This window comes from Pseudomonas sp. FSL W5-0203 (assembly GCF_001896155.1).
GTDB lineage: Bacteria > Pseudomonadota > Gammaproteobacteria > Pseudomonadales > Pseudomonadaceae > Aquipseudomonas > Aquipseudomonas paracarnis.
Genome location: NZ_MPOR01000016.1, coordinates 1 through 24,157 on the forward strand (window position 1 = coordinate 1; position 24,157 = coordinate 24,157).

The following is a 24,157-nucleotide window of genomic DNA, read 5'->3' on the forward strand; positions in this document are numbered from 1 at the left end:
GAGCGTCCGGGGCGGCATTCCCACGCAGAGCGTGGGAACGAGCAGGCTCGGGGGTTACTTGGGGTAGAGCGGCGGCAAGCTGGTGGTGTCGGTGGCCGGGTCTTGCTCGCGTTCGGCCACGGGGATGGCTTTGATCGCTCGCCACAGGTCATCACCCAACCAGTATTGACCGCTTTCGCTGTACAGCGCGCCATTCAGGCCATCCAGGGCATCTGACAGCGGCACAAACCGTGCGGCCATGTCGGCCAGGGTTTCGGGTTGTTGCCGCGCCCAGGCGTCGAGGGCCTGGCGGGTGGCGTGGGGGTCGTTGGCCTGGGTGGCGCGCTTGAGGTCGTCGAGCAGGGTGCGTGGGCTGGGACCGGTTTGCGCGGCGCGTTGTACCGCCGGTTGCCGGCGTGCGCGCCACCACAGGCCAAAGCCCAGCAGGGTGGTGCAGGCCAGTATCAGTGTGCTCAGTTGCCACAGCCACAGGCGGTCATCGTCGGGGGCGGTGATGATCGTCGGTGTCGCCGGTGTGTCCACCACCAGGCTGGGGTTCACCGCCACGTGCACGGTGCGCGCCGGCAGGCTGGTGCGTTCCAGATGATCTTCGTGAGTGTTCCACCACACCACTTCCACGGCGGGCAGTTCCAGTTCGCCGGCGCGGGTCGGCACCAGGGCTTCGCGGTCTTCACGGCTGCCGGTCAGGCCGCGGTCGCTGGTACGGTTAGCCATCACTGGTTGGTCGGGGTAGCGGCGCAGGCCGTTGACCTCGGTGCCGGGCAGCGCCGGCAGTTGTGCGCTGGACAGGCCTTCGACCTCCACGGTAAGGCTGCGGGTCAGAGAGTCGCCGACTTGCACGTGGTCCGGCGTGGGGTTCCAGCCTTCGCTCAAGGTCAGGCTGCGCGCGGGCAACCAGGGGGTGTCGGCGGGGTAGGCGTCCGGTTTGGGTTTGACCGTCAAGGGCAGGGGCGCTGAGCTAACGTGAATCATCTTGCCCGGCTTGGTGCCCTGCAGGGTGTTTTCCTGGGGCGGTCGCGATTCCACCAGGGTAGCGCTGAAGGTCTGCGCCGGAATCACCACAGCGCCGCTGTGTTGCGGGTAGAGGGCGTAGCGGGTTTCGATCACGCCATGGCGAATGCTGTTGATGACCTTTTCATAGGTGCGTGATTCGCCCAGTTGTTCGACACGTGCATCCGGTATCTGCAAGGGCGTGAGGCTGCTGTCGTCATACAGCGACACCGAGTGGTAGACGCGCACGGTCAACAGGGCCTGGGCCTGCACGTACACGCTGGTCTGGTCGAGGCTGGCTTCGATGAACACCGGGGCCAGTTCGGCGCTGGTGTTCTGGCTGGCGCTTTCCACCACTTGCAGGGTGATCGGCTGGGTCTTGAGTGCGCCCACCTGCAGCGGCGGGATCACCACGTTGCCGTTTACCTTGGGCAACAGGGTGATGATCCAGCGGGTGGTGGCGTGGTTGTCGCCGTCCAGCGTGGTGAGTTGGTTGATCTGGCGGGTGCCGCTGACTTCGAACTGCGCGTCCAGGGGCGACAGGTCCGGTTTGCCAAACTGGGTTACATCACTGGATTGCACCGTCAGCTCCACCGTTTCCCCGGAGTTGAGGCGGCTGCGGTCTACGCTGGCGACCAGGTCCGCCGCCTGGGCGTGGCCTGCCGACAACGCGAGCAGGAGCAAAAGGGTAGTGCGGCGGCTCATCGAGTGGTGTCCTGATGTTGTTGCTGTTCGTACCAGAATTTGCGGCGCAACAGCTCGCCGGGGTTGTCCGGGATTTCCTGCAACCATTGCTCCAGCGCTTGGCGGCGCTCGCCTTCCAGGCGCGTGTCGGCAGGGCGTAGTGGCGGCGTGGTGGTTTGCTCGTCACCCAGTTCGCTGCCTGGCACTTCATTGCCACCGGCCTGTGGCGGGGCGTTGGCCTGGGTCTCACCCGTGCCGGCTTCGCCCTGGCCGTGGGACGATTGCTCGCCGCCCTGGGCCGTTTGCGCGCTGGTGCCCGGTTGCGCAGTTTGGCCGGGTTGGGCGGTTTCGTCATCTGCGTTTTTTGCGGGCGGGTCCGGCTCGGGCTGCGCTTGCTCCTGCATCAGCGCTTCAACCAGGGCTTTGTTTTTCAGCGCGGGCTGCAAATCGGGCTGGGCTTCCAGGGCTTGTTCATACGCATCAAGGGCCGCCTCAAGTTCACCGGCCTTGGCCAGGGCATTGCCGCGGTTGTAGTGAGAATAGGCGTCGCTGCCTTGGGCAAACCGCTTGATGGCCTCGGCGTAATTGCCGGCTTCATACAACGCAACGCCTTGCCATTGCGGGTCCTGGAAGTGTTCGGCGGCTTCGGCTGGGCGTTTGTGCTTGAGCAGGTACTGGCCTTGTTGGTCGGGGCGCAGCCACAGGTCCTGCAGCCCAAAGGCGTAGCTGGGTTGCGGCGCGCCCATCAGCAACAAGGGCAGGCAGAACAGCCAGCCGCGACGCCCGGCGCACGCGGCCAGCAGCAACAACGGCAAGAGCAGCCAGTAACCCTGGTCGGCCCAGCTGTCCAGGCGCAGCCGTTGGCCGTCGTCGCGCAGGGCTTGAGCGCTGTCGAGCATGCCGAGTTGGCGCAGGTCCTTGTCATCCAGGCGTGCCGCACGGTAGCGGCCGCCCATTTCGCTGGCGAACGCCTTGAGGGTCGGGCTGTCGAGACGCGGCACCAGGATCGCGCCCTGGTCGTCCTTGAGGAATTCGCCGCTCTCCTGCGTCACCGGCGTGCCTTCGCGACTGCCGATGCCGAGGATCGACAACGTTGGAGCCTGGGCACTTTGCAGTTGCAGGCGGATGCCTTGGCGCTCTTGTTTGGACAGTGAGGAACCGACCAGCAGTAGGCGCCCCTGGCCGAGACCGCCTTGCTTGAGCAGGCCCAGGGCTTTTTCCACGGCCAGATCGGCACGATGGCCGGGCTCGGGCATGATCGATGGGCGCAGGGCTTCCAACAGGTTGCGGCTGGTAGCCAGGTCATCGGACAGCGGTACCAAAGTATGGGCGCTGCCGGCATACACGATGATGGCTGTTTGCGCATCGGTGCGTGCTTGCAGCAAGTCATACAGCTTGCGCCGCGCCTGTTCCAGGCGGTTGGGCGGGCTGTCGGTGGCGAGCATTTCCGGGGTCAGTTCCAGCAGCACCACCAGGGGGTCGGAAGGTTTCTGGCTGGCCTGTTCAACCCGTTGCCAACTGGGGCCCAGCAACGCGAGCACGGCCAACAGCCAGGCGATGCCGAGCACCACCCATGGCGATTTACTCTCGCGGCCATTGCCACCACTGAGCAACTCGGCATGGAACGCCGGCGGCAGAATCATCTGCCAGCGCCCGGCGCGCTTTTGCCGATGCCATAGCTGCCACAGCAACCAGCCAAGCAGGGGCAGCAGCAATAGCCACCAGGGGCGCAACCAGTGCGGCCACAGCGCGATCATCGACGCCTCCGCAAGCGCAGGCGCTGTAGGCGCTGGCGCCATTCAGGGTGTTGCTGCAAAAAGATGCCCCTGCTCGATAGCCTATTGAAGGCTCGTTGCAAAGCGTTGTTCGGCCAGCGTTCCTGGATCACCAGCAACAGGCTCAACACCAACGCCAAGGCCAATGGGCCGCTGTATAGCGCCTGAGCCGGGCGGGCCTGGGTGGGTTGTTGCTCCACGGGTTCAAGGGTGTCGAGGGTGTCCTTGATCTTCAGCAGTTCCTCGCCGTCCCGGGCGCGGAAATACTGGCCGCCGGTGGCCTCGGCCAGTGCCTTGAGCGCCGGTTCGTCGAGGTCCAGGCTCGGGTTTACGCCAAGGATGCCCAGGGAGCCGGTTTGCTCGGGGTCGGCACCGATGCCGATGGGGTAGATTTTTACGCTTTCCTCGGCCGCCAGGCGCGCGGCGGTCAACGGGTCGATCTGCCCGGCGTTGTTGGCGCCGTCGGTGACCAGGATCAGCACACGGCTTTGCGCCGGGCGTTGGCGCAGACGCTTGAGGGCCAGGCCGATGGCGTCGCCGATGGCGGTGTTCTTGCCGGCAATGCCGATGCGCGCTTCATCCAGCCAGGTGCGCACGGTGCGGCGGTCAAAGGTCAGGGGCGCTTGCAGGTAGGCTTGGCTGCCGAACAGGATCAGGCCCACGCGGTCACCTTCACGCTCCTCCAGAAAGTCTCCCAGCAGGTGCTTGACCAGGGCCAGGCGGCTGACGTCTTCGTCCTGCCAATGCATGTCGGGAAAGTCCATGGAGCCGGAGACATCCACCGCCACCAGCAAATCCCGGCCGCTGGCAGCAATCGGCAAGGGTTCGCCCAGCCATTGCGGGCGGGCGGCGGCGGTCAACAGCAGCAGCCACAGCACCACGAATGGGGCTTGCTGGCGCCAGCCGGGCAGGTTGACCCGGGCACGACGGCGGGCCAAGCCTTCCAGGTCACTGAGGTAACTGACTTTGAGCGCCGGTTCGCCGCTGTCGGCCACGGGCAGCACCAGGCGCATGATCCAGGGCAGTGGCAACAGGACGAAGATCCACGGCCAGGCGAACTCAAACATGTTTGCGAATCCAGGTGTCGACGGCTTGGGTGAGACCGGCGATGGCTTTGTCGTCGAGCTTGCATTCGGGCTTGTAGGCGCCTTCCACCAACACCATCCAGCGCGTCAGGCCGGCGGCGGGGCAGCGGTTATCCAGGAAGGCCAGCCATTTGCGCCCGTTGAGGGTGTGGCTCTGGCTATAAGGGTAGTCATTACGGCAAAGGCGCTTGAGCAGGCCGTTGAGTTGCTGCAACCAGGCGCCCGCTGGCGCTCCGTCGTAGGGCTTGGGCATCAACGCCAACTCGGCCAGGGCGGCGATACGCAACGGGTCCAGCGGTTGTTCGGCACGGGCCACGGGGCGGCGGGCCGGCAGGAAACGACGCAGCCACCACAAGCCCCAACCGAGCAGTGGGATCACCAGCAGCAACAGCCACCAGCCCGGCGCAGGTGGCCAGAAGCCAATGGCGGGCGGGGCAATCAGCGGTTGCAGTTGGTCCAGGCTGCTCATGGTTTTTTAACCGGGCGTTGCGGGTTGAGGTATTCGCGCAGTTGCTCGACCATTTCACTCTGGGTGCTCAAGGGCATCAACAACAGCCGCAGTTTCTGCGCGAGCAGTTCCCAGCGGGCGATACGCGCTTCGGCTTGGGCCTTGTAGGCCTGGCGCAGGTCGATGTTCAGTGTGTCCAGTTCCAGTTGCGCACCTCTTTGTGCGAAACGCAGCAGCCCGGCGGCGGGCAGGGCGTGGTCCAACGGGTCGGAGATTGGCAACAACAGCAGGTCGCAATGGCGCGCCAGCAGGCTCAGCTGTTGCTCGGCGCCTTCGGTGAGGGCGCGTTCATCACAGATCACCACCACCAGGCTGCCCGGGCGCAGTACCTCGCGGCCACGGCGCAAGGCCATGCCCAGGGCATCCGCTTCCGGCTGACGCTCGGTATCCAGGCTCTGGTTGACCCGCACCAGCCGGTTAAGCAGTTGCAATAGGCTTTGCTTGCTGCGCCGTGGCTTGATCTCGTAGTGCTCATTGTCGCCGAACACCAGCCCGCCCACCCGGTCGTTATGGCCTAGGGCGGCCCAGCCGATCAGGCTGGCGGCCTGGGCGGCGAGCACCGACTTGAACATTTGCCCCGAGCCGAAAAACAGCCGGCAACTTTGCTCGACCATGATGAAAATCGGCCGTTCGCGCTCTTCGTGGAACAGCTTGGTGTGCGGCTCCTGGGTACGCGCCGTCACGCGCCAGTCGATGGTGCGCACGTCGTCGCCGGCCTGGTACACGCGCACCTGGTCGAAATCGACGCCACGCCCGCGCAGCTTGGAGTGATGCAGGCCCACCAGCGGGCTACGCTGGCCAGGCGTGGAGAACAACTGCACTTCACGCACGCGGTGGCGCATCTCAATCAATTCACTGAGGGTTACGCGGATGCCATCGCTTGCGTTCATCGACTTCAAGCGACGGCAACGACGTCGAGAATGCGTTGCACCACGCGGTCCTGGTCGACACCGGCGGCTTCGGCCTCGAACGACAGGATGATGCGGTGACGCAGCACGTCGAACAGCACCGCCTGGATATCTTCCGGGCTGACAAAATCGCGACCGGCCAACCAGGCATGGGCTCGGGCACAACGGTCCAGGGCGATGGAACCACGGGGGCTGGCGCCATAGGCGATCCACTCGGCCATTTCCGGGTCGAACTTGGCAGGGGTGCGCGTGGCCATCACCAGTTGCACCAGGTATTCCTCCACGGCATCGGCCATGTACAGGCCGAGGATTTCCTTACGCGCAGCAAAGATGGCCTGCTGACTGACCCGGCGCTCGGGCTTGGTTTCGCCATTGAGTGCTTCGCCGCGGGCTTGCTGCAGGATGCGGCGCTCGACAGCGGCGTCCGGGAAGCCGATCTTGACGTGCATCAGGAACCGGTCGAGCTGCGCTTCGGGCAGCGGGTAGGTGCCTTCCTGTTCGATGGGGTTCTGCGTGGCCATCACCAAAAACAGCGGCGACAGCTCATAGGTGCTGCGGCCTACGCTGACCTGACGCTCAGCCATCGCTTCAAGCAAGGCCGACTGGACCTTGGCCGGGGCACGGTTGATTTCGTCGGCCAGTACCAGATTGTGGAAGATCGGCCCCTGCTGGAACACGAAACTGCCGGTTTCCGGGCGATAGATCTCAGTGCCGGTGATGTCGGCGGGCAGCAGGTCGGGGGTGAACTGAATACGATGGAACTGCGCTTCGATCCCTTCGGCCAACTCCTTGATCGCCTTGGTCTTGGCCAGCCCCGGTGCGCCTTCGACCAGCATATGGCCGTCGGCGAGCAGGGCGATCAGCAGGCGATCGATGAGTTTTTCCTGGCCGAGAATCTGCGTAGAAAGAAAGGTTCGCAGCGCAAGCAGCGCTTCACGATGTTCCATCGATGACGGTTCCTGGAAAGATGAGCCTGGGTGTTGTGACAGAACACCGGGCCTGGGGCGTTTACTTTAATGCATCGCGGGGTGCGGCGACTAACGGCTTGATGGGTATTTTTAGCAAAACCCATGGGATAGCAAGCGTCTGGGCTGGTAAAGCACGGTCACTGTGGGAGCTGGCTTGCCTGCGATGGCCTCAACTCGGTCTGGCTGAAAGACCCCACCGCCTGCATTGCAGGCAAGCCAGCTCCCACATGGGGTCTTCGGTGCATTCAGATCCGAATGAAAGTGCCGGTGCCTGTGAGGATGTTCTGCAGCGTTTCCTGCACTTCGGCCATGTCTGCCGCAGCGGTGCTGTGGGTGATCTCCAACTGGTCCTTGCCGCCCAAGGCATCTGCATCGCCGGCCGCCAGTTCGATCAATAAGGTGGTGTCGCCCAGCGTCACTTTCAGCCCATCGAGGGTCGAAGGCTCGTAATCCCAGGTCAGCTCCACTTCGTCTTCATCCGGGTAACGGGTGAGCATGAACATTTCGCCGTTCTTGCCGTGACAGCAAAGCATGGCCATGTTGTCTTCTTCGTCGTCGCACGGAGTGGCCATCAGGGCGTCGGTTTTCAGCTGCAGCATGGGGCAATCCTGTGTTGGGGAGGGCAATTGTGCCACTGCGGCGAATTTTGTGCTTCATCCTGTGTCGGAACTTGTGCATGACCTGACGGGCCGGATCGGTCATTTCTGGTACTGATGGTGTGCAAAGTAGCAAGATTTTCTACCGAAAATCCTAGGTTGCCCAAGTTGCAACCGACACCCTGCTTACCGATGACCGAATATGTCGCAGCGTCGCAAGCAGCGTTCTTCCTACACTCGTTAAGCTGCGCAACGGATGTGCCCTGTGCCAGGCGCCTGACCTGCCCGTCGTATCGTCATCTGGCCAATGGCATGCCGTATGGAAGTTGTATGTGACCTGACTGTCCTGTCCAGCTTCACCCACCTGTCACCCTGATTCGTTTAAGGTGCTTGTCAGCACACCAGCGAACAGAGCTGACGGTCTCCCCGCAAGGGGATAACACGCGACGCTTTCATCAATAACAAGCCCAAGCGGAGTACCACAGATGGCGTTCTTCACCGCAGCCAGCAAGGCCGACTTCCAGCACCAACTGCAAGCGGCACTGGCGCAGCACATCAGCGAACAGGCACTGCCACAAGTGGCGCTGTTCGCTGAGCAATTCTTCGGCATCATTTCTCTGGACGAACTGACCCAGCGTCGCCTTTCCGACCTGGCCGGTTGCACCCTGTCTGCCTGGCGCCTGCTTGAGCGCTTTGATCACACCCAACCGCAAGTGCGGGTCTACAACCCCGATTATGAGCGTCATGGCTGGCAATCGACTCATACTGCGGTCGAAGTGCTGCACCATGACCTGCCCTTTCTGGTCGACTCGGTACGCACCGAGCTGAATCGCCGTGGCTACAGCATCCATACCTTGCAAACCACCGTGCTCAGCGTGCGTCGTGGCAACAAGGGCGAGCTGCTGGAAATCCTGCCCAAGGGCACCCAGGGCGACGGCATCCTGCAAGAATCGCTGATGTACCTGGAGATCGACCGCTGCGCCAACGCCGCCGAACTGAACGTGCTGAGCAAAGAGCTTGAGCAGGTACTGGGCGAAGTGCGCGTAGCCGTGGCCGATTTCGAACCGATGAAAGCCAAGGTTCAGGACCTGCTCGCCGGTATCGACGCCAGCGCGTTCGCCATTGACGGCGAAGAAAAAGCCGAGATCAAGAACTTCCTCGAATGGCTGGTGGGCAACCACTTCACCTTCCTGGGCTACGAAGAGTTCGTGGTACGTGACGAGGCGGACGGCGGTCATATCGAATATGACGCCAGCTCCTTCCTCGGTCTGACCAAGCTGCTGCGCGCCGGCCTCACCGCCGAAGACCTGCGCATCGAGGACTACGCGGTGGCCTACCTGCGCGAGCCGACCGTACTGTCGTTCGCCAAGGCCGCCCACCCAAGCCGCGTGCACCGTCCGGCCTACCCGGACTACGTGTCGATCCGCGAGATCAGCGCCGACGGCAAGGTCATCAAGGAACACCGTTTCATGGGCCTGTACACCTCCTCGGTGTACGGCGAAAGCGTGCGGGTGATCCCTTACATCCGCCGCAAGGTCGCGGAAATCGAACGTCGTTCGGGCTTCCAGGCCAAGGCGCACCTGGGTAAAGAACTTGCCCAGGTGGTGGAAGTATTGCCCCGTGACGACCTGTTCCAGACTCCAGTCGACGAGCTGTTCAGCACCGTGATGTCAATCGTGCAGATCCAGGAGCGCAACAAGATCCGCGTGTTCCTGCGCAAAGACCCCTACGGTCGTTTCTGCTACTGCCTGGCGTACGTGCCACGCGACATCTACTCCACCGAAGTGCGCCAGAAGATCCAGCAAGTGCTGATGGACCGTCTGAAAGCCTCGGACTGCGAGTTCTGGACCTTCTTCTCCGAGTCCGTCCTTGCCCGTGTGCAACTGATTCTGCGAGTTGACCCGAAGAACCGCCTGGACATCGACCCGCTGCAACTGGAAAAAGAAGTGGTGCAGGCCTGCCGCAGCTGGCAGGACGACTACGCCAGTCTGGTCGTGGAAAGCTTCGGCGAAGCCCAGGGCACCAACGTGCTGGCGGATTTCCCTAAGGGCTTCCCGGCCGGCTACCGCGAGCGTTTCGCTGCGCATTCGGCTGTGGTCGACATGCAGCACCTCAACAGCCTGACCGAAGCCAACCCGCTGGTGATGAGCTTCTATCAGCCGCTGGGCCAGGTCTCCGGTCAGCGTGAGCTGCATTGCAAGCTCTACCACGCTGACACCCCGCTGGCGCTGTCCGACGTACTGCCGATCCTGGAAAACCTCGGCCTGCGCGTGCTGGGCGAGTTTCCGTATCGCCTGCGCCATGCCAATGGCCGTGAGTTCTGGATTCATGATTTTGCGTTCATCGCCGCCGAAGGCGTGAACCTGGATATCCAGCAGCTCAACGACACCCTGCAGGATGCGTTCGTGCACATCGTGCATGGCGATGCCGAGAACGATGCGTTCAACCGCCTGGTCCTCACCGCCGGCCTGCCATGGCGCGACGTGGCGCTGCTGCGTGCCTATGCCCGTTACCTGAAGCAGATTCGCCTGGGCTTCGACCTGGGTTACATCGCCAGCACCCTGAACAACCACACCGACATCGCCCGCGAGTTGACCCGGCTGTTCAAGACCCGCTTCTACCTGGCGCGCAAGCTCACTGCCGACGACCTGGAAGACAAGCAGCAACGCCTGGAACAAGCGATTCTCACGGCTCTGGACGACGTTCAGGTGCTCAACGAAGACCGCATCCTGCGTCGCTACCTGGACCTGATCAAGGCCACCCTGCGCACCAACTTCTACCAGACCGATGCCAACGGCCAGAACAAGTCGTACTTCAGCTTCAAGTTCGACCCGCGTGCCATCCCCGAGCTGCCCAAGCCAGTGCCGAAGTTTGAAATCTTCGTGTACTCGCCACGGGTCGAGGGCGTGCACCTGCGCTTCGGCAACGTCGCTCGTGGCGGCCTGCGCTGGTCTGACCGTGAAGAAGACTTCCGCACCGAAGTGCTTGGCCTGGTAAAAGCCCAGCAAGTGAAGAACTCGGTAATCGTGCCGGTGGGCGCCAAGGGCGGCTTCCTGCCGCGTCGCCTGCCATTGGGCGGCAGCCGGGACGAGATCGCGGCCGAAGGCATCGCCTGCTACCGCATCTTCATCTCCGGCCTGTTGGACATCACCGACAACCTGAAAGACGGCGCCCTGGTGCCGCCGGCCAACGTCGTGCGTCATGACGACGATGACCCGTACCTGGTGGTAGCGGCGGACAAGGGCACTGCAACCTTCTCCGACATCGCCAACGGCATTGCCATCGACTACGGCTTCTGGCTGGGCGATGCGTTCGCCTCCGGTGGTTCGGCTGGTTACGACCACAAGAAAATGGGCATCACCGCCAAGGGCGCATGGGTAGGTGTACAGCGTCACTTCCGTGAGCGCGGCATCAACGTGCAGGAAGACAGCATCACTGTGGTAGGCGTCGGCGATATGGCCGGTGACGTGTTCGGTAACGGCTTGTTGATGTCGGACAAACTGCAACTGGTCGCAGCCTTCAACCATCTGCATATCTTCGTCGACCCGAACCCGAACCCGGCCACCAGCTTCGTCGAGCGCAAGCGTTTGTTCGAACTGCCGCGTTCGGCCTGGACCGACTACGACACCAGCATCATGTCCGAAGGTGGCGGTATCTTCTCGCGCAGCGCGAAAAGCATTGCCATCTCGCCACAGATGAAAGAACGCTTCGACATCCAGGCCGATAAGCTGACCCCGACCGAACTGCTCAACGCCTTGCTCAAGGCGCCGGTGGACCTGTTGTGGAACGGCGGTATCGGTACCTACGTCAAGGCCAGCACCGAAAGCCATGCCGACGTGGGCGACAAGGCCAACGACGCGCTGCGCGTGAACGGCAACGAACTGCGCTGCAAGGTGGTGGGCGAGGGCGGCAACCTGGGCATGACCCAACTGGGCCGTGTGGAATTCGGTCTCAATGGCGGCGGTTCCAACACCGACTTCATCGACAACGCCGGTGGCGTGGATTGCTCCGACCACGAAGTGAACATCAAGATCCTGCTCAACGAAGTGGTGCAGGCCGGTGACATGACCGACAAGCAGCGCAACCAGTTGCTGGCGAGCATGACCGACGAAGTTGGCAACCTGGTGTTGGGCAACAACTACAAGCAGACCCAGGCCCTGTCCCTGGCTGCGCGCAAGGCTTACGAGCGTGCTGCCGAGTACAAGCGCCTGATGAGCGACCTGGAAGGCCGTGGCAAGCTGGACCGTGCCATCGAGTACCTGCCGACCGAGGAACAGCTTACTGAACGCGCCTCTTCCGGCAAGGGGCTGACCCGTCCGGAGCTGTCGGTGCTGATCTCGTACAGCAAGATCGACCTCAAGGAAGCGTTGCTCAAGTCGCTGGTACCGGATGACGAGTACCTGACCCGTGACATGGAGACCGCGTTCCCACCGAGCCTGGTGGCCAAGTTCGGCGAAGCCATGCGTCGCCATCGTCTGAAGCGCGAGATCGTCAGCACCCAGATCGCCAACGACCTGGTCAACCACATGGGCATCACCTTCGTGCAGCGACTCAAAGAGTCGACCGGTATGAGCCCAGCGAACGTGGCGGGCGCGTATGTGATCGTGCGGGACATCTTCCATCTCCCGCACTGGTTCCGTCAGATTGAAGCCCTGGACCACCAGGTTTCCGCTGACGTGCAACTGGAGCTCATGGATGAACTGATGCGCCTGGGCCGTCGTGCTACGCGCTGGTTCTTGCGCAGCCGTCGCAACGAGCAAGACGCCGGGCGCGACACCGCGCACTTCGGTCCGCACCTGGCGGCGCTGGGCCTCAAGCTCGACGAACTGCTGGAAGGCCCGACCCGCGAAGGCTGGCAGAACCGCTACCAGGCCTACACCCAGGCCGGCGTACCAGAGTTGTTGGCGCGCATGGTTGCAGGCACTACCCACCTGTACACCTTGCTGCCGATCATCGAAGCCGCCGACGTGACCGGGCATGACGCCGCCGAAGTGGCCAAGGCCTACTTCGCCGTCGGCAGCGCCCTGGACCTGCCTTGGTACCTGCAGCAGATCAGCGATCTGCCAGTGGCCAACAACTGGCAAGCCCAGGCCCGCGAAGCCTTCCGCGACGACGTGGACTGGCAGCAACGGGCGATCACCATTTCGGTCCTGCAAATGGCCGATGCGCCACAAGACATGGAAGCCCGCGTGGCCCTGTGGCTTGAGCAGCATCAGGACATGGCGGATCGCTGGCGTGCCATGATGGTGGAAATTCGTGCCGCAGTGGGCACGGACTACGCCATGTACGCGGTGGCCAACCGTGAGTTGCTGGACCTGGCGTTGAGCGGTCAGTCGGTGGTGCAACCGGCTTGATGCCTCGCTAAACCAAAAGCCCCCGCATCCTGAGATGCGGGGGCTTTTTTATTTGATCTGGAATGCGATCAATGTGGGAGCTGGCTTGCCTGCGATAGCGGCGGGTCAGTTAATAATTTGGTCACTGATACACCGCTATCGCAGGCAAGCCAGCTCCCACAGTTTTAACTTTACTCACTTGGCGTCAGTGGTGTTTGAGTAGTCGGGTTTCCAGGTGATCCAGGTGCTGGGTCATCAGGGCGACGGCCGTGTGAGCGTCGCGCTGTTCCACGGCATCCACAATCGCCACATGCTCCTGCCACGCGCAATAGGTGCAGGCTTTTACTTCAAATTGCGCAATGATCAACGACGTCAACGGCACCAGGCTGTTGAGAAACTGCGCCAACGGCGCATTGCCTGCCATGTGCGCCAGTTGCAGATGAAACTCTCCCGAAAACCGGATCGCCGGCCCCCGTTGGTCACGCTCAATGGCGTCGCGCTCCTGTGCAATCAGCTCGCGCAGTTGGCGAATCTGCATCGCTGTGGCCTGAGCGCAGGCCAGTTGCACCACGGTCATTTCGGTGAGGCGCCGTGCTTCCAGAATCTGCCGTGTGTGCTGGGCATCCGGCGCGGCGACCTGGGCGCGCTGGTTGGGGCGCAGGATGACCACTTGCTGATGGGACAGCTTGGCGAGCACTCGGCGAATCACGCTGCGGCTCACGCCAAAGAGTTCGCCCAGGCCTTCTTCGGTGAAGCGGCTGGCGGGCGCAATGCGTTGCTCAAGGATGGCGTCGAACAAGCGTGGGTAGATATCGTCCACCGAGGGCTTTTTTTCGGGCGTCCAGCGTAGGGACGTGAGGGTGGAGTCGCGTTGCAGGGCGTGAGCGTTCATGGCCGGTCTCCGAAAATCAACTGCCCAGATGGTCGTCCGGGATATTCAAGCGAATGCCCATGCGCAGGCCTTCCTGCAGGATATGCCGACGCATTTCGGCACTGGCCAGGGCGCTGTTCTTGTTGCGGATGGCGCGTACCACGGCCTCGTTCTCTTGCAGGCGTTCGGCCAGGTGTTCAGGCGAGTTGCGCAGTACCTGGGCGCTTTGTTTGAGCGCGGTGCTGGTTTGCTGCACCACGTTCTGGAAGATCGGGTTGGAGGTCAGGGCGAACAATTCTTCATGGAAGTCGATATAGGCGTTCATGCCGGCTTCGGCATCGCCGGCATCGAGGGCCTCGCGCATGTCCATCAGGGTCAGGCGCAGTTGGCCGATTTCCTTGCTGCTGATGGACTGGGCCACCAGGCCGACGATGAAGGGTTCGAGGGTGTAGCGCAGTTGCAGGATGTCCTCGAGGCTGGCATCGGCCACGGCGTCGCTCGATTGCGGCTCGCTGACGCTGGTTTCCAGCACGACTACGCCTTTGCCGGGCATGGAGCGCACCAGGCCGAGGGTCTCCAGCACGATTACCGCTTCGCGCAGGCTCGGGCGGCTGATGCCCAGCTGTTCGGCCAGTTCGCGTTGACCGGGCAGCATTTCACCGCGGCGCCACTGGCCTCGCGCCAAGGCGGCGCGCAGTTTTTCTACCACTGAATTGACGACGGTTGAAGTGCTGATCACGTCGAAGGCTCCTTGATGTTGCTCATACAGTATTCAGTCTGGCGAAGGTCCAAAGTGGGAGCTGGCTTGCCTGCGATGACTGAGTGTCAGGCACTACAGTTGACGCTGACCCACCGCTATCGCAGGCAAGCCAGCTCCCACATTGGATGGGTGTTGTCCTAGAACTCCTGATGCGCCGGCAGTACCGGCTTCTTGGCCTGGAAGGCATAGCCTTGCTGGCCGTCGAGCACCTTGTTGGCGCGCTGGATATCAATGTCTTTTTCCCAGCGTGCAATCGCCACGGTGGCCACGCAGTTGCCGATCAGGTTGGTCAGCGCACGGCCGATGCCCATGAACCAGTCCACGGCCAGCACCAACACCAGGCCGACCACCGGAATCGCCGGAATCGCTGTGAGCGTTGCCGCCAGAATCACCAATGCCGAGCCTGGAATGCCATGGGCGCCCTTGGAGGTGATCAACGATACCAGGAGGATGGTCAGCAAGTCGGTCATCGACAGCGGTGTGCCGGTGGCGTTGGCGATAAACACGATAGCCAGGGTCAGGTAGATGGAAAAACCGTCGAGGTTGAACGAATAGCCGGTGGGAATCACCAGGCCCACGGTGGAGCTGCCGATGCCCAGGTGTTCCAGTTTACGCATGATCTGCGGCAACACCGCGTCGGACGACGCGGTGCCCATCACGATCAGCAGTTCTTCGCGCAGGTACTTGAGCAGCGGCAACATGCGCAGGCCCGACAGGCGCATCACCAGCCCGAGGATCACCGCCACAAAGGCAAAACAGGTCAGGTAGAAAAGCCCCACCAGGCTGCCCAGGTGTTGCAGTGAATCGAGGCCATAGGTGCTGGTGGTGAACGCGATGGCACCGAATACGCCAATCGGCGCCAGGCGCACGATCATGCCCATGATGCGGAAGATCACATGGCTCAATTCGTTGATCAGTCGCGAAATCCCGCTGGCCGCTTCGCCCACCAGGTTCAGCGCGCTGCCGAACAACACCGAAAACAACAGCACTTGCAGCACGTTATTATCGGCAAAGGCGCCGACTACCGAGTTGGGGATCAACTCCATCAGAAACTGGCTGGTGCCGCGGATGTGCTGGCCCTTGTCCGCCAGTTCATTCAAACCGGCGGAAGAGAGTTGCTCCAGGTGAATATTGGCGCCGCTGCCGATGCCGGTGCTGAAGGCCATGATCAGGCCGAGCACCAGGGCGACGGTGGTCAGCATCTCAAAATAGATCACCGACTTGAGGCCGATGCGTCCGACCTTCTTCAAGTCGCCCGCGCCGGAAATACCGCTGACCACTACGCAGAACACGATCAGGCCGATCAGCATTTTGATCAGCTTGATAAAGCCGTCACCCAAAGGTTTGAGTTGCGAGGAGAATTCGGGAAGGGCCAGGCCGCAGACGATGCCGAGTATCAGGCCAATCACGACTTGCAGGAAAATCGAACGCGAGCACCATCTGAGCATGGGAGGGATCTCTATTCGGTGCCCTGGTGGTTCCAGGGCTTAATTGTTGTGGTCTTACCGGTAAGTCCAGTGCGGGGCCAGTCTACGCTCGGGTTTTTTCAAATCACAAGTAAATATTTGGCGGTTGGCAGGTCCCGGTCTGACCAGTTGGTCGGTAAGTACGATGCTTGAGCGGTTGGCGGGGATTAATTTTTTTTGCGTATCATCGCCTTGGGCATACGAGGTGATGGATGGATCAATCAGGGCTGACAACCGACGAAGCAGGGCGCATGTATTGCGCCTGGCGCACTGCAGCGCCTGCGTACCTGCATTACCACGACCACGAGTGGGGTGTGCCGGTGGCGGATGACATCGCGCTGTACGAGAAGATCTGCCTGGAGGGGTTTCAGGCGGGGATGGCGTGGATCACCATCCTGCGCAAGCGCGAAAACTTTCGGCAGGCGTTCGAGGGTTTTGATTTTCGCCGGGTGGCGCAGTACGGCGAGACGGACATCGAGCGGTTGATGAGCGAGCCGGGCATCGTGCGCAATCGGGCGAAAATCATCTCGGCCATCAACAACGCACGCCGGGCCTGTGAGCTGGTGGAGGAGACCGGTTCGCTGGCGCGCTGGCTGTGGGCGTTCGAACCCGGCGCGCAAGAGCGGCCGGCAGTGGTGGACATTGCTTACTGGACGGCCAATCCGACCTCAGCGGCTTCGGTGCGCTTGTCCAAGGCCCTGAAGAAACGCGGCTGGACCTTCGTCGGCCCGACCACGATGTATGCGTTGATGCAGGCGATGGGAATGGTCAATGATCATCTGGAGGGTTGTGAGTGCCGCCAGCGCATTGAACTCCAGCGCAACCTGTTCAAACGTCCCTGACCAGATACGGTTAAAACTGTGGGAGCTGGCTTGCCTGCGATAACGGTGGGCCAGTAAAAGATGAGCTGGCGGGTCCACCGCTATCGCAGGCAAGCCAGCTCCCACATGGGTTTTGTGGTGTTGCTGATTACTTGGGAAGCGGGGTGAGTACCTCAGCTTTGTCATCCAGCACCATCACCACCAGCAGCTTGGCCGGTTGGGTCTGGCTGGCATTGCTTGACTCAAAATGCCGCGAGCCGGCCGGTTCGTAGAACGATTGCCCGGCTTTGTAGGTGATCGCCTTTTCATCATTGACCCGCGAGGTGATCTCGCCTTCGAGCACATAAGCCACGGCGGTGCCGGTGTGGCTGTGGGGCACGGTGGCCTGGCCGGGGGCGTAGTCCACGGTGAGCATGATGGTTTTCTTGCCCGGCACGTTGGTCAAGGCGTGCTCTTGCAGCACCTTGAGCGTTTCCTTGTTGTAGACCGGGTCGTGGGCAAATGCACTGAGGGAGGCGAGCATCAGGGTGGCAGCGAATAAGCGTTTCATGATGAGGGTTCCATCGGGTGAAAGACCGCTTCACCCTACGCCGCCGACGGCTTGCCACCAATGACCAATGCGCCGGAAAACTGCCTAGCCAATCTGCAGGAGAATATCGCGGACCTTGTCCAGCGCCGGGTCGATGTCCAGGGTCTCGATGGCGCCGAACCCCAGAATCAGCCCCGAGCGCACCGGCTTGTCGTGAAAAAACACGTCCAAGGGATATAAACCCACCTCAACCTGGCGCGCCCGTTCCATCAGCAATGGAATATTCACCGGCACCTTGCACAGGGCCGCCAGGTGAAAGCCCGCCACCGTCGGTACTGCCTCGAACCACGGCGACAGATCGCCCGCCAGACGCTGCAGGATGCGTTCGCGACGCCCCGCATAGACCCCGTGACAGCGGCGAATATGCTTGAGCAGGTAGCCTTCGCTGATGAACTTGGCCAGTGCCCACTGCGGCAAGGTAGCGCTGTGCTGGTCGGTCAATTGCTTGGCCTTGAGCACCGCACCATAAATGGCCGGCGGCAGCACCGCGTAGCCCAGGCGCAACTCCGGCGACAGGGTTTTGGAAAAGGTGCCGACGTAGGTGACCACGCCTCGGGTATCCATGCTTTGCAGGGAGTCGGTGGGGCGGCCTTCGTAGCGGAATTCGCTGTCGTAATCGTCTTCGATGATGATCGCGCCGAGCGCAATGGCGCGGTCCAGCAGGGCCTCGCGCCGCGCCTGGCTCATGGGCATGCCGAGGGGGAACTGGTGGGACGGCGTCACATAGATCAGGCGCGTGCCATCCGGGATCTGGTCGACCTGCAGGCCCTGTTCGTCGACGGCAACACTGGCGACGCGGGCGCCCATCGCGACGAACAATTGGCGTGCGGGGCTGTAGCCGGGGTCTTCCATCGCGACCAGGCTGCCGGGTTCAAGCACCACGCGGGCAAGCAGGTCCAGCGCCTGCTGTGCCCCGTTGGTGACCACGATATCGCGGGCGCCGCATTTGACCCCGCGGGAAAACGCGATATGCCCGGCGATGGCATCGCGCAGGGCGGGCACGCCTTCTGGCTGGCTGTAAAAACCACTGTTCTGGGCGATGCGACGCAACGCATCCTGGGTGCAACGCCGCCATTCATCCTGTGGGAATTGGTGGCGTGTCGTCGCGCCACCGATAAATTCGTAGCGCAGGATCTCCTCGCGGGCGGGGTGGCCCATAAGTGAGGGCAGTGCCGCCCATTTGCCCAGGTTGGCGGCACACGCCAGGTCGGTGGCGGTTTGCACGCGGTCGGGCTGTGGCGCCCAGGCATTGACGAAAGTACCGCGGCCGATCTTGCCAATCAGCAGGCCCTCGTAGGTCAAGGTGGCGTAGGTGTCCGACACGGTCTTGCGCGAGATGCCCAGTTGTTCGGCGAGCAGTCGGCTGGGGGGCAGCTGTGCGCCTGCCGACAGCCGCCCGGTGGCGATGGCTTCGCGCAACTGCTGGTAGAGCTGTTCGGCCAGGTCCTTGCGGCCATTGATTACCACGTGCAGTTCCATGTTTCATCCCAAGGCTTCACTCCGCGCCAAGATTACTCGCTTGCGCTATGGGCTCAAACTATCTGTGCGTCAATTGCCGGTACGCATAAGCATCTACCGTTGCCTGGGTCCTGTTGGCCGCCACTATCCCTGTTTACGTCGTGGCATAGGGAGGCGGACGCATGGCGACAATCGAAACACCTGCGAAAAAAAGGCAAGCAGCATTGCTTGCCCTGGATCAGAGCCTGGGGCCATTGGTTGTGGGCGAGCTGACTGTCCAGCGTAGAGACCTTGCCGCCATGGGGGCCTATATGGCGGGAAAACCGGTAAAGGCCCATCACCTGGCGGTACGCGAAGCAGACCAGACGCTGCTTGATGCGATCCGATTCTCGGCATCCAGACTGCATCGGTGTCTGCGCAGGAATGACTCGGTCAGTGACAACAGTGCCGCACTGTTATTCGAGTTCGCGGCATTGCGTTCGGTACAGGCACCACCTCTGCTGTTGGCGAAGCCGGGAGACGAACATCCTGGTGCAGTCGGCAAGCTCGATAACCTGTTGCGTTCAGTACAGAAAACCAATCTCAACCAAGCGGCGCAGTTGGGGGGAATGCCTCGCTGGGTCGAGCCGAAGAAAAGCCGAAGCCTGGCGGTCATGGGCGCGGGGCTTGCAGCTTACGGGTATTACAGCGCAATCAGCGCCTTGGCCGAGGCGATCAAAACTGGCGACATCAATAGGTCGGTGGTCACCGGCGCTGAGTTATTGGCCAACCTCACAGGGGCTGCACTGGAGCTGGCGCTGGAAAAACTCGGCAGACGGCTGCTGGAAAACGGTCGCAAGGTATTTGCAGGTTTCAGCACCAGTTGCCTTGGCCAGGCCCTGCGACGGGGGGCCAGCCTGTTTGCGTTGGTGCTGACGTTGCCCTTTGATTATCTCAATGCCAAGGAGTCGTTCGCCAAGGCAGCCAAGAGTACCGGCAAGGAAGCCATGGACCATTACGTCAATGCCGGCTTCAGTATTGTGAGCGCCAGCGTGGCTGTGGCCCTGAGTGCCGCTGCGTTGGCCGGGTTCAGCGTGGCCGGCCCGCTGGGCATTGCCGCCGCTGCCGTACTGATCTTTGGCACGCAACTCTATGCTGCGGTTCGTCAGGTGGATGACATTGATGATTACATCGAACTGAGTATCTTCGAGCGCCTGCACGCGGGCTGGTTGGCCTTTCAAGGCAAGGAGCAGGAGAGGGCCATACGCGATCGGTACGTCGTGGCCCGGATGGAACAACAGTATGCGCAGCAACTGGAGGAGCAGGCCGATGCCTGGCTTAAAGGCGCGCTCAAAGGCACCGTGCAGGCGGTGGTCAATGGCGGGTTTGAGGTGCGGTTGAGGCCAGTCCGCCATTGGAAGCGCCGCTGGAACGAGGCCGAGGGTGAAGATCCGTACATCGATACCACAGAGCCCACGGTGATTGACCAAGATGATGAAGTCGATGCGTCCAATACCCCGGTTGACCGTCTGCCGGGTGCGGTGTTTGACAGTACTGCCGTGGATGCGGCTGTGCTCTGGCAACTGGGGGGAGGTAATGACAAGGTCAAAGGTTCGACTGGCAACCCGAACATTTTCCGCTTCGGTGAAGGCCACAAGCAGCTCACCGGGGGCGCCAAGAACGACCTGTTCAGGTATGACATGCCGACGGCCATACTGGACGAAACCGATGCGAATAGCCCGGCCAGCGAGCTGCGTGGCGAGGAGGGCAGCGATACGCTTTACCTGGCCAACTCGACAATTTATGAGGACGGGACGGCAGGGTATGCCATCGACCTGCAGGCGGGCACTGTGGTGCGGCGCAAGGATATCGACAAGTCGCCGCCTTATCCTTCGATCAGCCTGGACTCGATAGAAAATATCTACACCCCAACCGGGCTAGCCAGCCACGTCAAGGGTTCAGCACAGGCCAATACCCTGGTCGCCGCCGGTCACAACGATCGGATCGAAGCCGCAGAGGGCAACGATACAGTGATTGTGCTGGGCGCTGGCGCCTGGGTGGACGGTGGGGCGGGCAAGGATCGTTATGTGATTGCCAGCAACCCTGGCGCGGTGACATTGCATGAGCAGGACTGGGCCGAGGGCTCTGTGATTGAGATGCGCTGGCCGTTGGCGTCTATCAGCAGTTGGCGTATCCAGGGCTGTGCGCTGGTCATCGTGGCGTGGAGGGGCGTGGACGGCGAACTGCCGGAGCAAGTCATCAAGCTTGAGCGGCTCTATACGTCCAGTGATGAGCTGCGCCGCTTGAACAAGCACAACCTGCTGTTTCTCACGGAGGACGGCTATACGCTTGAGCCGATCCTTGAACCGGTGTTGATGGGCAGCGAGGACACTAACGTCACCGTTGCCGTGAGAGCGGGCGGCCAGGACGTCAGCCTGGACAAGGTGTTGGGCGCTGGCACGTTCGTGGTGCCCCATGGGCGTTCTACGCGTGGGTTCGTCGAACGCGGGCCAGGTGCAAAGGTGCTCGATGTTCGCCTCAAGGGCGACACCACCGCGTGCGTGCTGTACGTGGACTATTCGTCGCGGGAGATTCTCCAGGCCTTGGCCCATTACCGCGTGACCCTGCGCAGGAGGGGACACTTCGATTCGCTGACCTACAGCGACGTGAGATTGACCATCAGGTTCATCGACGGCAGCCAATTGGTCCTCGCCCACTATGCCAGCGATCGTTCTTCGGCGCGCACCAACGTGACCTCAAACATCATCGCGGTGGCCTTGACGCTGGACTGCCGATTCGTGCTGGTCATGAATGACGGCGTCTCATACCGCGTGCAGGCGGCCCAGCAATCCTATATCCAAGACCGTGCCTCGCCCGGGTTCAAGACCTTCGACGGCAGCTCTGCCTTGATAGAAAAGCCCGGCGTGCACGGGTTTTTTCGACCGCACAGCGCCAAGGGCATCTGGTTGCAATCGGTGCAACAGAAAGTCGTTATTCCTGTACCGCCCCATTACCAGAGGCCTTATGCGCTGATGGGGCGCTCATCGACCTACGAGGTCGTGCCCAGCGCAGGCTCAACGATTGCCCTGTCCACGCCGGGGGCGTTGGCCAAAACGGCGGACGCGTCGTTCTGGCGGATCAATACCGCCGGTCTTGGCGAGTTGATTGAGCGGGCGCATATCGCCCTGATCAACGACACGCTGACCGTTGGCAGCGTGACAGTGTTGCTGCCTCCCGTGACAGACCCTTCGATACCGCTGGAACAGGTCAGCGTACACACCCTGCAGGGCGAGCAGTACGACATTCGCCAGGACCTGGGCGCGATCTGCCTCGTGCAACTGGATGCTTGCCGTTATTCGAACATCGATGAGGTACTGGGTGCGCTGCGCCGTTCTCGCCAGTGGACGACCGTGATGGTGCGTCAGTTGCGTATCGTCGGCCTTGAGCTGGAGGACGGTACGGTGTCAGGTATTCATTACGATGCAGGTCGCGATTGCTGGGGAGCGGACGCTGATCCCCAGCGCACTGTGACGTCTGCGCAACTGCGGTTTATCGGTGCCGATTCAGTTTGATAGATCATTGAAAAGGGATTTTTTATGCAGCAAAAACCTCAATCACCCAGGACCGCGCATGTATCACCCTCACGTATCGGCTTGGGTGCCGACACCGTCATGGTCAGGGACTATGGCCGTCTGGTTCCTTCCCTTCAACCTGTGAATCAAGGCGTGCAGCGCGCCGGGCACGGCGACGCGCTTGGGGGCGCGCACATAAGTGCGCTGGATCTGCCTGGGCCGCTGCCGCCGCAGGCAGTGTGGGTAACGGGCGATGCGCTTGGGCCCGCAAATGCCGAGGGTGTTCGTCAGGCTGCCGGCCGCAGTTACATTGATCTGGATACCGGGCAGACAGTGCAAGTGGACTATCACCCGGCCAGCGGCACTTATCACCCGCGCTTGGCTCATCAACTGGCGGCCAGCCCATCTGCTGTCAGCAGAGTGGGTGGCACTTGGACCTGGACCGGCGTGACGACGGCGGCTCATGCCAGTGCACCGGTGTCGATGCCGATGGCCGCCCCCGTGCCGCGGGATCCACGGTTGGATCTGCAGCTTTACGATGCACGAGGTGGGGGCGCAACGACGGGGCCGGCTATCCAGGGGAAAAGACAGTACGTCATGGGCGGGCAGAGCTACTACGGCGATGCCCGGTTCTCGTTGGCGTCCTTCAAAGCGGGCGATAACAAACTTTACGTACCTGACGCGCGTGGGGTGTGGCAGCAAAGCGGGGCCATCACCGAAGACGGCATCATTCAGATCTCTGGTGACTCAATCGCCAGCTATCTGGAGGTGGGGGGCGTAGTGGTTCGCGTCGATCTTGATAGCACGAGAAATAAATACCAGATGATTCCCAATGCACACAGCCATGCGCCGGGTGTTTACCTGGATACCGGTGGCAGCCGTGCTTCGTGGGTGCCCGAGATGCGCTTGGGCAGCATCGGCGCCATCATTCGCGCGGCCCGCAAGGTTCTGGGCTACACCACTGTTATCAGTGATATGAGCCAGGGGGTGATGTCGACGCAGGACAGGCAAACGTACTGCTACATGCGCCAGTATGCGCGGCAGATGATTGCATTCGATAACCCGGCTATCCGCAATGCACCCGCGCACCTGCAAGATCGCAAGATTGATACGCACATCTGGACCCATGGTTATCCCTATGGTCGGCTGTTACAGGGGATACAGGCCAAGGCCGACGGCCTCGCCCTACCCATGGGCATTGTGCAGTTTGATCCGTTTCAAGGCATGGCCACCGTTGCGGTACGCCGTGAGGGCTCGTTCAATGTCGACGCAGTGGCCGCCAACGACCAGTTTCATTATCCCCATCGGCAAAGGCGCGCGGATGAAATAGCGTTGTTTGATCATTGGAAGACGCTGAGTATTCAGGATGCAAAGGGCCGTGGGCTTGCCAATGAGAAGATGTACCGCGCACTACTGGTCAATGATGGCTATCAAATCATCCCTGGTGGAACCTACGGTGGCGGTCAAAACGGTTTCGATCTGGTGTTCAAAGGGCCCGCGGGCGATGTCTACGTGCTTGAGGTCAAGCATGCCAAACCGCGCAATGTCAGCATGCAGAGGGTCTATGAGCATTTCCAGATGGAGGATGGCTGGGTTAGACGCGTGTTGAAGAAGTTGGACCGCAGTGATCCAGGGGCCAGGCAACAGGTAGCGGATGCGCTGGACCGTCAGCGGCTGTTCAAGGTGATTGGCGCGACCCTGCCAGACGGCAAACTGGTGCTATTCAAGATCGATATGAGCGGCGTGCGAGTCTGAGTCTGATGGCAGACGGCTCAGCCCCGTCTGCCACCGATG

16 protein-coding genes are annotated in these 24,157 nt (G+C 61.8%); 4 read left to right on the forward strand and 12 right to left on the reverse strand.

What is annotated here, in order from left to right:
* Window positions 1-54: 54 nt before the first annotated feature.
* The 7 genes from BOP96_RS15680 to BOP96_RS15710 form a co-directional block, all read right to left on the reverse strand.
* Window positions 55-1,695, reverse strand: coding sequence for a BatD family protein (locus tag BOP96_RS15680; protein ID WP_038450009.1), 1,641 nt, complete (start codon window positions 1,693-1,695; stop codon window positions 55-57).
* Window positions 1,692-3,431, reverse strand: a complete 1,740-nt coding sequence (locus BOP96_RS15685; RefSeq protein ID WP_058410354.1) for a tetratricopeptide repeat protein — start codon at window positions 3,429-3,431, stop codon at window positions 1,692-1,694. The genes BOP96_RS15680 and BOP96_RS15685 overlap by 4 nt, the downstream gene beginning before the upstream one ends.
* A complete protein-coding gene (locus BOP96_RS15690) occupies window positions 3,428-4,516 on the reverse strand; it encodes a vWA domain-containing protein (protein ID WP_073453265.1) in 1,089 nt (362 codons plus the stop codon). The genes BOP96_RS15685 and BOP96_RS15690 overlap by 4 nt, the downstream gene beginning before the upstream one ends.
* A complete protein-coding gene (locus BOP96_RS15695; protein WP_003190798.1) occupies window positions 4,509-5,003 on the reverse strand; it encodes a DUF4381 domain-containing protein in 495 nt (164 codons plus the stop codon). The genes BOP96_RS15690 and BOP96_RS15695 overlap by 8 nt, the downstream gene beginning before the upstream one ends.
* A complete protein-coding gene (locus BOP96_RS15700; protein ID WP_014718313.1) occupies window positions 5,000-5,932 on the reverse strand; it encodes a DUF58 domain-containing protein in 933 nt (310 codons plus the stop codon). Before BOP96_RS15700 ends, BOP96_RS15695 begins: the two co-directional genes overlap by 4 nt.
* A gap of 5 nt (window positions 5,933-5,937) precedes the next feature.
* Window positions 5,938-6,897, reverse strand: a complete 960-nt coding sequence (locus BOP96_RS15705; RefSeq protein WP_020301524.1) for an AAA family ATPase — start codon at window positions 6,895-6,897, stop codon at window positions 5,938-5,940.
* A 266-nt stretch (window positions 6,898-7,163) separates the two neighbouring features.
* Window positions 7,164-7,517 carry a hypothetical protein gene (locus tag BOP96_RS15710; RefSeq protein WP_003190803.1) on the reverse strand — a complete coding sequence of 118 codons (354 nt, stop codon included), beginning with the start codon at window positions 7,515-7,517 and terminating at the stop codon, window positions 7,164-7,166.
* A 482-nt stretch (window positions 7,518-7,999) separates the two neighbouring features.
* Between BOP96_RS15710 and BOP96_RS15715 the strand changes: the two genes are divergently transcribed.
* On the forward strand, window positions 8,000-12,868 hold the full coding sequence (locus BOP96_RS15715) for an NAD-glutamate dehydrogenase (protein WP_073453267.1): 4,869 nt from the start codon (window positions 8,000-8,002) through the stop codon (window positions 12,866-12,868).
* A gap of 184 nt (window positions 12,869-13,052) precedes the next feature.
* Here BOP96_RS15715 and BOP96_RS15720 read toward each other — a convergent pair whose 3' ends face one another.
* From BOP96_RS15720 to BOP96_RS15730, 3 genes are all read right to left on the reverse strand, one after another.
* The gene (locus BOP96_RS15720) at window positions 13,053-13,739 is read right to left on the reverse strand and encodes a GntR family transcriptional regulator (protein WP_014718316.1); all 687 of its coding nucleotides are present in this window, start codon (window positions 13,737-13,739) and stop codon (window positions 13,053-13,055) included.
* A 16-nt stretch (window positions 13,740-13,755) separates the two neighbouring features.
* Window positions 13,756-14,457 carry a FadR/GntR family transcriptional regulator gene (locus BOP96_RS15725; RefSeq protein ID WP_014718317.1) on the reverse strand — a complete coding sequence of 234 codons (702 nt, stop codon included), beginning with the start codon at window positions 14,455-14,457 and terminating at the stop codon, window positions 13,756-13,758.
* 158 nt (window positions 14,458-14,615) lie between these two features.
* Window positions 14,616-15,941: a C4-dicarboxylate transporter DctA gene (locus BOP96_RS15730; RefSeq protein ID WP_172832684.1), complete on the reverse strand. Its 1,326-nt coding sequence runs from the start codon at window positions 15,939-15,941 to the stop codon at window positions 14,616-14,618.
* Between the two features lie 215 nt (window positions 15,942-16,156).
* On the opposite strand from BOP96_RS15730, the gene BOP96_RS15735 reads away from it, so the two are divergent.
* Window positions 16,157-16,786: a DNA-3-methyladenine glycosylase I gene (locus tag BOP96_RS15735; protein ID WP_073453269.1), complete on the forward strand. Its 630-nt coding sequence runs from the start codon at window positions 16,157-16,159 to the stop codon at window positions 16,784-16,786.
* A 127-nt stretch (window positions 16,787-16,913) separates the two neighbouring features.
* Here BOP96_RS15735 and BOP96_RS15740 read toward each other — a convergent pair whose 3' ends face one another.
* Window positions 16,914-17,315 (reverse strand): cupin domain-containing protein, encoded by a 402-nt coding sequence (locus tag BOP96_RS15740; protein ID WP_019820196.1) that lies wholly within the window; start codon window positions 17,313-17,315, stop codon window positions 16,914-16,916.
* A gap of 84 nt (window positions 17,316-17,399) precedes the next feature.
* Window positions 17,400-18,833 carry a MocR-like pyridoxine biosynthesis transcription factor PdxR gene (gene pdxR / locus BOP96_RS15745; RefSeq protein ID WP_073453271.1) on the reverse strand — a complete coding sequence of 478 codons (1,434 nt, stop codon included), beginning with the start codon at window positions 18,831-18,833 and terminating at the stop codon, window positions 17,400-17,402.
* Window positions 18,834-18,994: 161 nt separating this feature from the next.
* On the opposite strand from pdxR, the gene BOP96_RS15750 reads away from it, so the two are divergent.
* Window positions 18,995-22,363, forward strand: coding sequence for a calcium-binding protein (locus BOP96_RS15750; RefSeq protein ID WP_073453273.1), 3,369 nt, complete (start codon window positions 18,995-18,997; stop codon window positions 22,361-22,363).
* Between the two features lie 24 nt (window positions 22,364-22,387).
* Entirely contained in the window at window positions 22,388-24,118 is a 1,731-nt protein-coding gene (locus BOP96_RS15760) for a hypothetical protein (protein ID WP_175562990.1), read from the forward strand.
* Window positions 24,119-24,157 lie beyond the last annotated feature (39 nt).

Excerpts from the sequence above, each read along its gene's own strand:
- BOP96_RS15685 (WP_058410354.1), bottom strand. The coding sequence starts at position 3,431 with ATGATCGCGCTGTGGCCGCACTGGTTGCGCCCCTGGTGGCTATTGCTG.
- BOP96_RS15710 (WP_003190803.1), bottom strand. The coding sequence starts at position 7,517 with ATGCTGCAGCTGAAAACCGACGCCCTGATGGCCACTCCGTGCGACGAC.
- BOP96_RS15720 (WP_014718316.1), bottom strand. The coding sequence starts at position 13,739 with ATGAACGCTCACGCCCTGCAACGCGACTCCACCCTCACGTCCCTACGC.
- BOP96_RS15735 (WP_073453269.1), top strand. The coding sequence starts at position 16,157 with ATGGATCAATCAGGGCTGACAACCGACGAAGCAGGGCGCATGTATTGC.
- BOP96_RS15680 (WP_038450009.1), bottom strand. The coding sequence starts at position 1,695 with ATGAGCCGCCGCACTACCCTTTTGCTCCTGCTCGCGTTGTCGGCAGGC.
- BOP96_RS15715 (WP_073453267.1), top strand. The coding sequence starts at position 8,000 with ATGGCGTTCTTCACCGCAGCCAGCAAGGCCGACTTCCAGCACCAACTG.
- pdxR (WP_073453271.1), bottom strand. The coding sequence starts at position 18,833 with ATGGAACTGCACGTGGTAATCAATGGCCGCAAGGACCTGGCCGAACAG.
- BOP96_RS15750 (WP_073453273.1), top strand. The coding sequence starts at position 18,995 with ATGGCGACAATCGAAACACCTGCGAAAAAAAGGCAAGCAGCATTGCTT.
- BOP96_RS15690 (WP_073453265.1), bottom strand. The coding sequence starts at position 4,516 with ATGTTTGAGTTCGCCTGGCCGTGGATCTTCGTCCTGTTGCCACTGCCC.
- BOP96_RS15695 (WP_003190798.1), bottom strand. The coding sequence starts at position 5,003 with ATGAGCAGCCTGGACCAACTGCAACCGCTGATTGCCCCGCCCGCCATT.
- BOP96_RS15760 (WP_175562990.1), top strand. The coding sequence starts at position 22,388 with ATGCAGCAAAAACCTCAATCACCCAGGACCGCGCATGTATCACCCTCA.
- BOP96_RS15740 (WP_019820196.1), bottom strand. The coding sequence starts at position 17,315 with ATGAAACGCTTATTCGCTGCCACCCTGATGCTCGCCTCCCTCAGTGCA.
- BOP96_RS15700 (WP_014718313.1), bottom strand. The coding sequence starts at position 5,932 with ATGAACGCAAGCGATGGCATCCGCGTAACCCTCAGTGAATTGATTGAG.
- BOP96_RS15705 (WP_020301524.1), bottom strand. The coding sequence starts at position 6,897 with ATGGAACATCGTGAAGCGCTGCTTGCGCTGCGAACCTTTCTTTCTACG.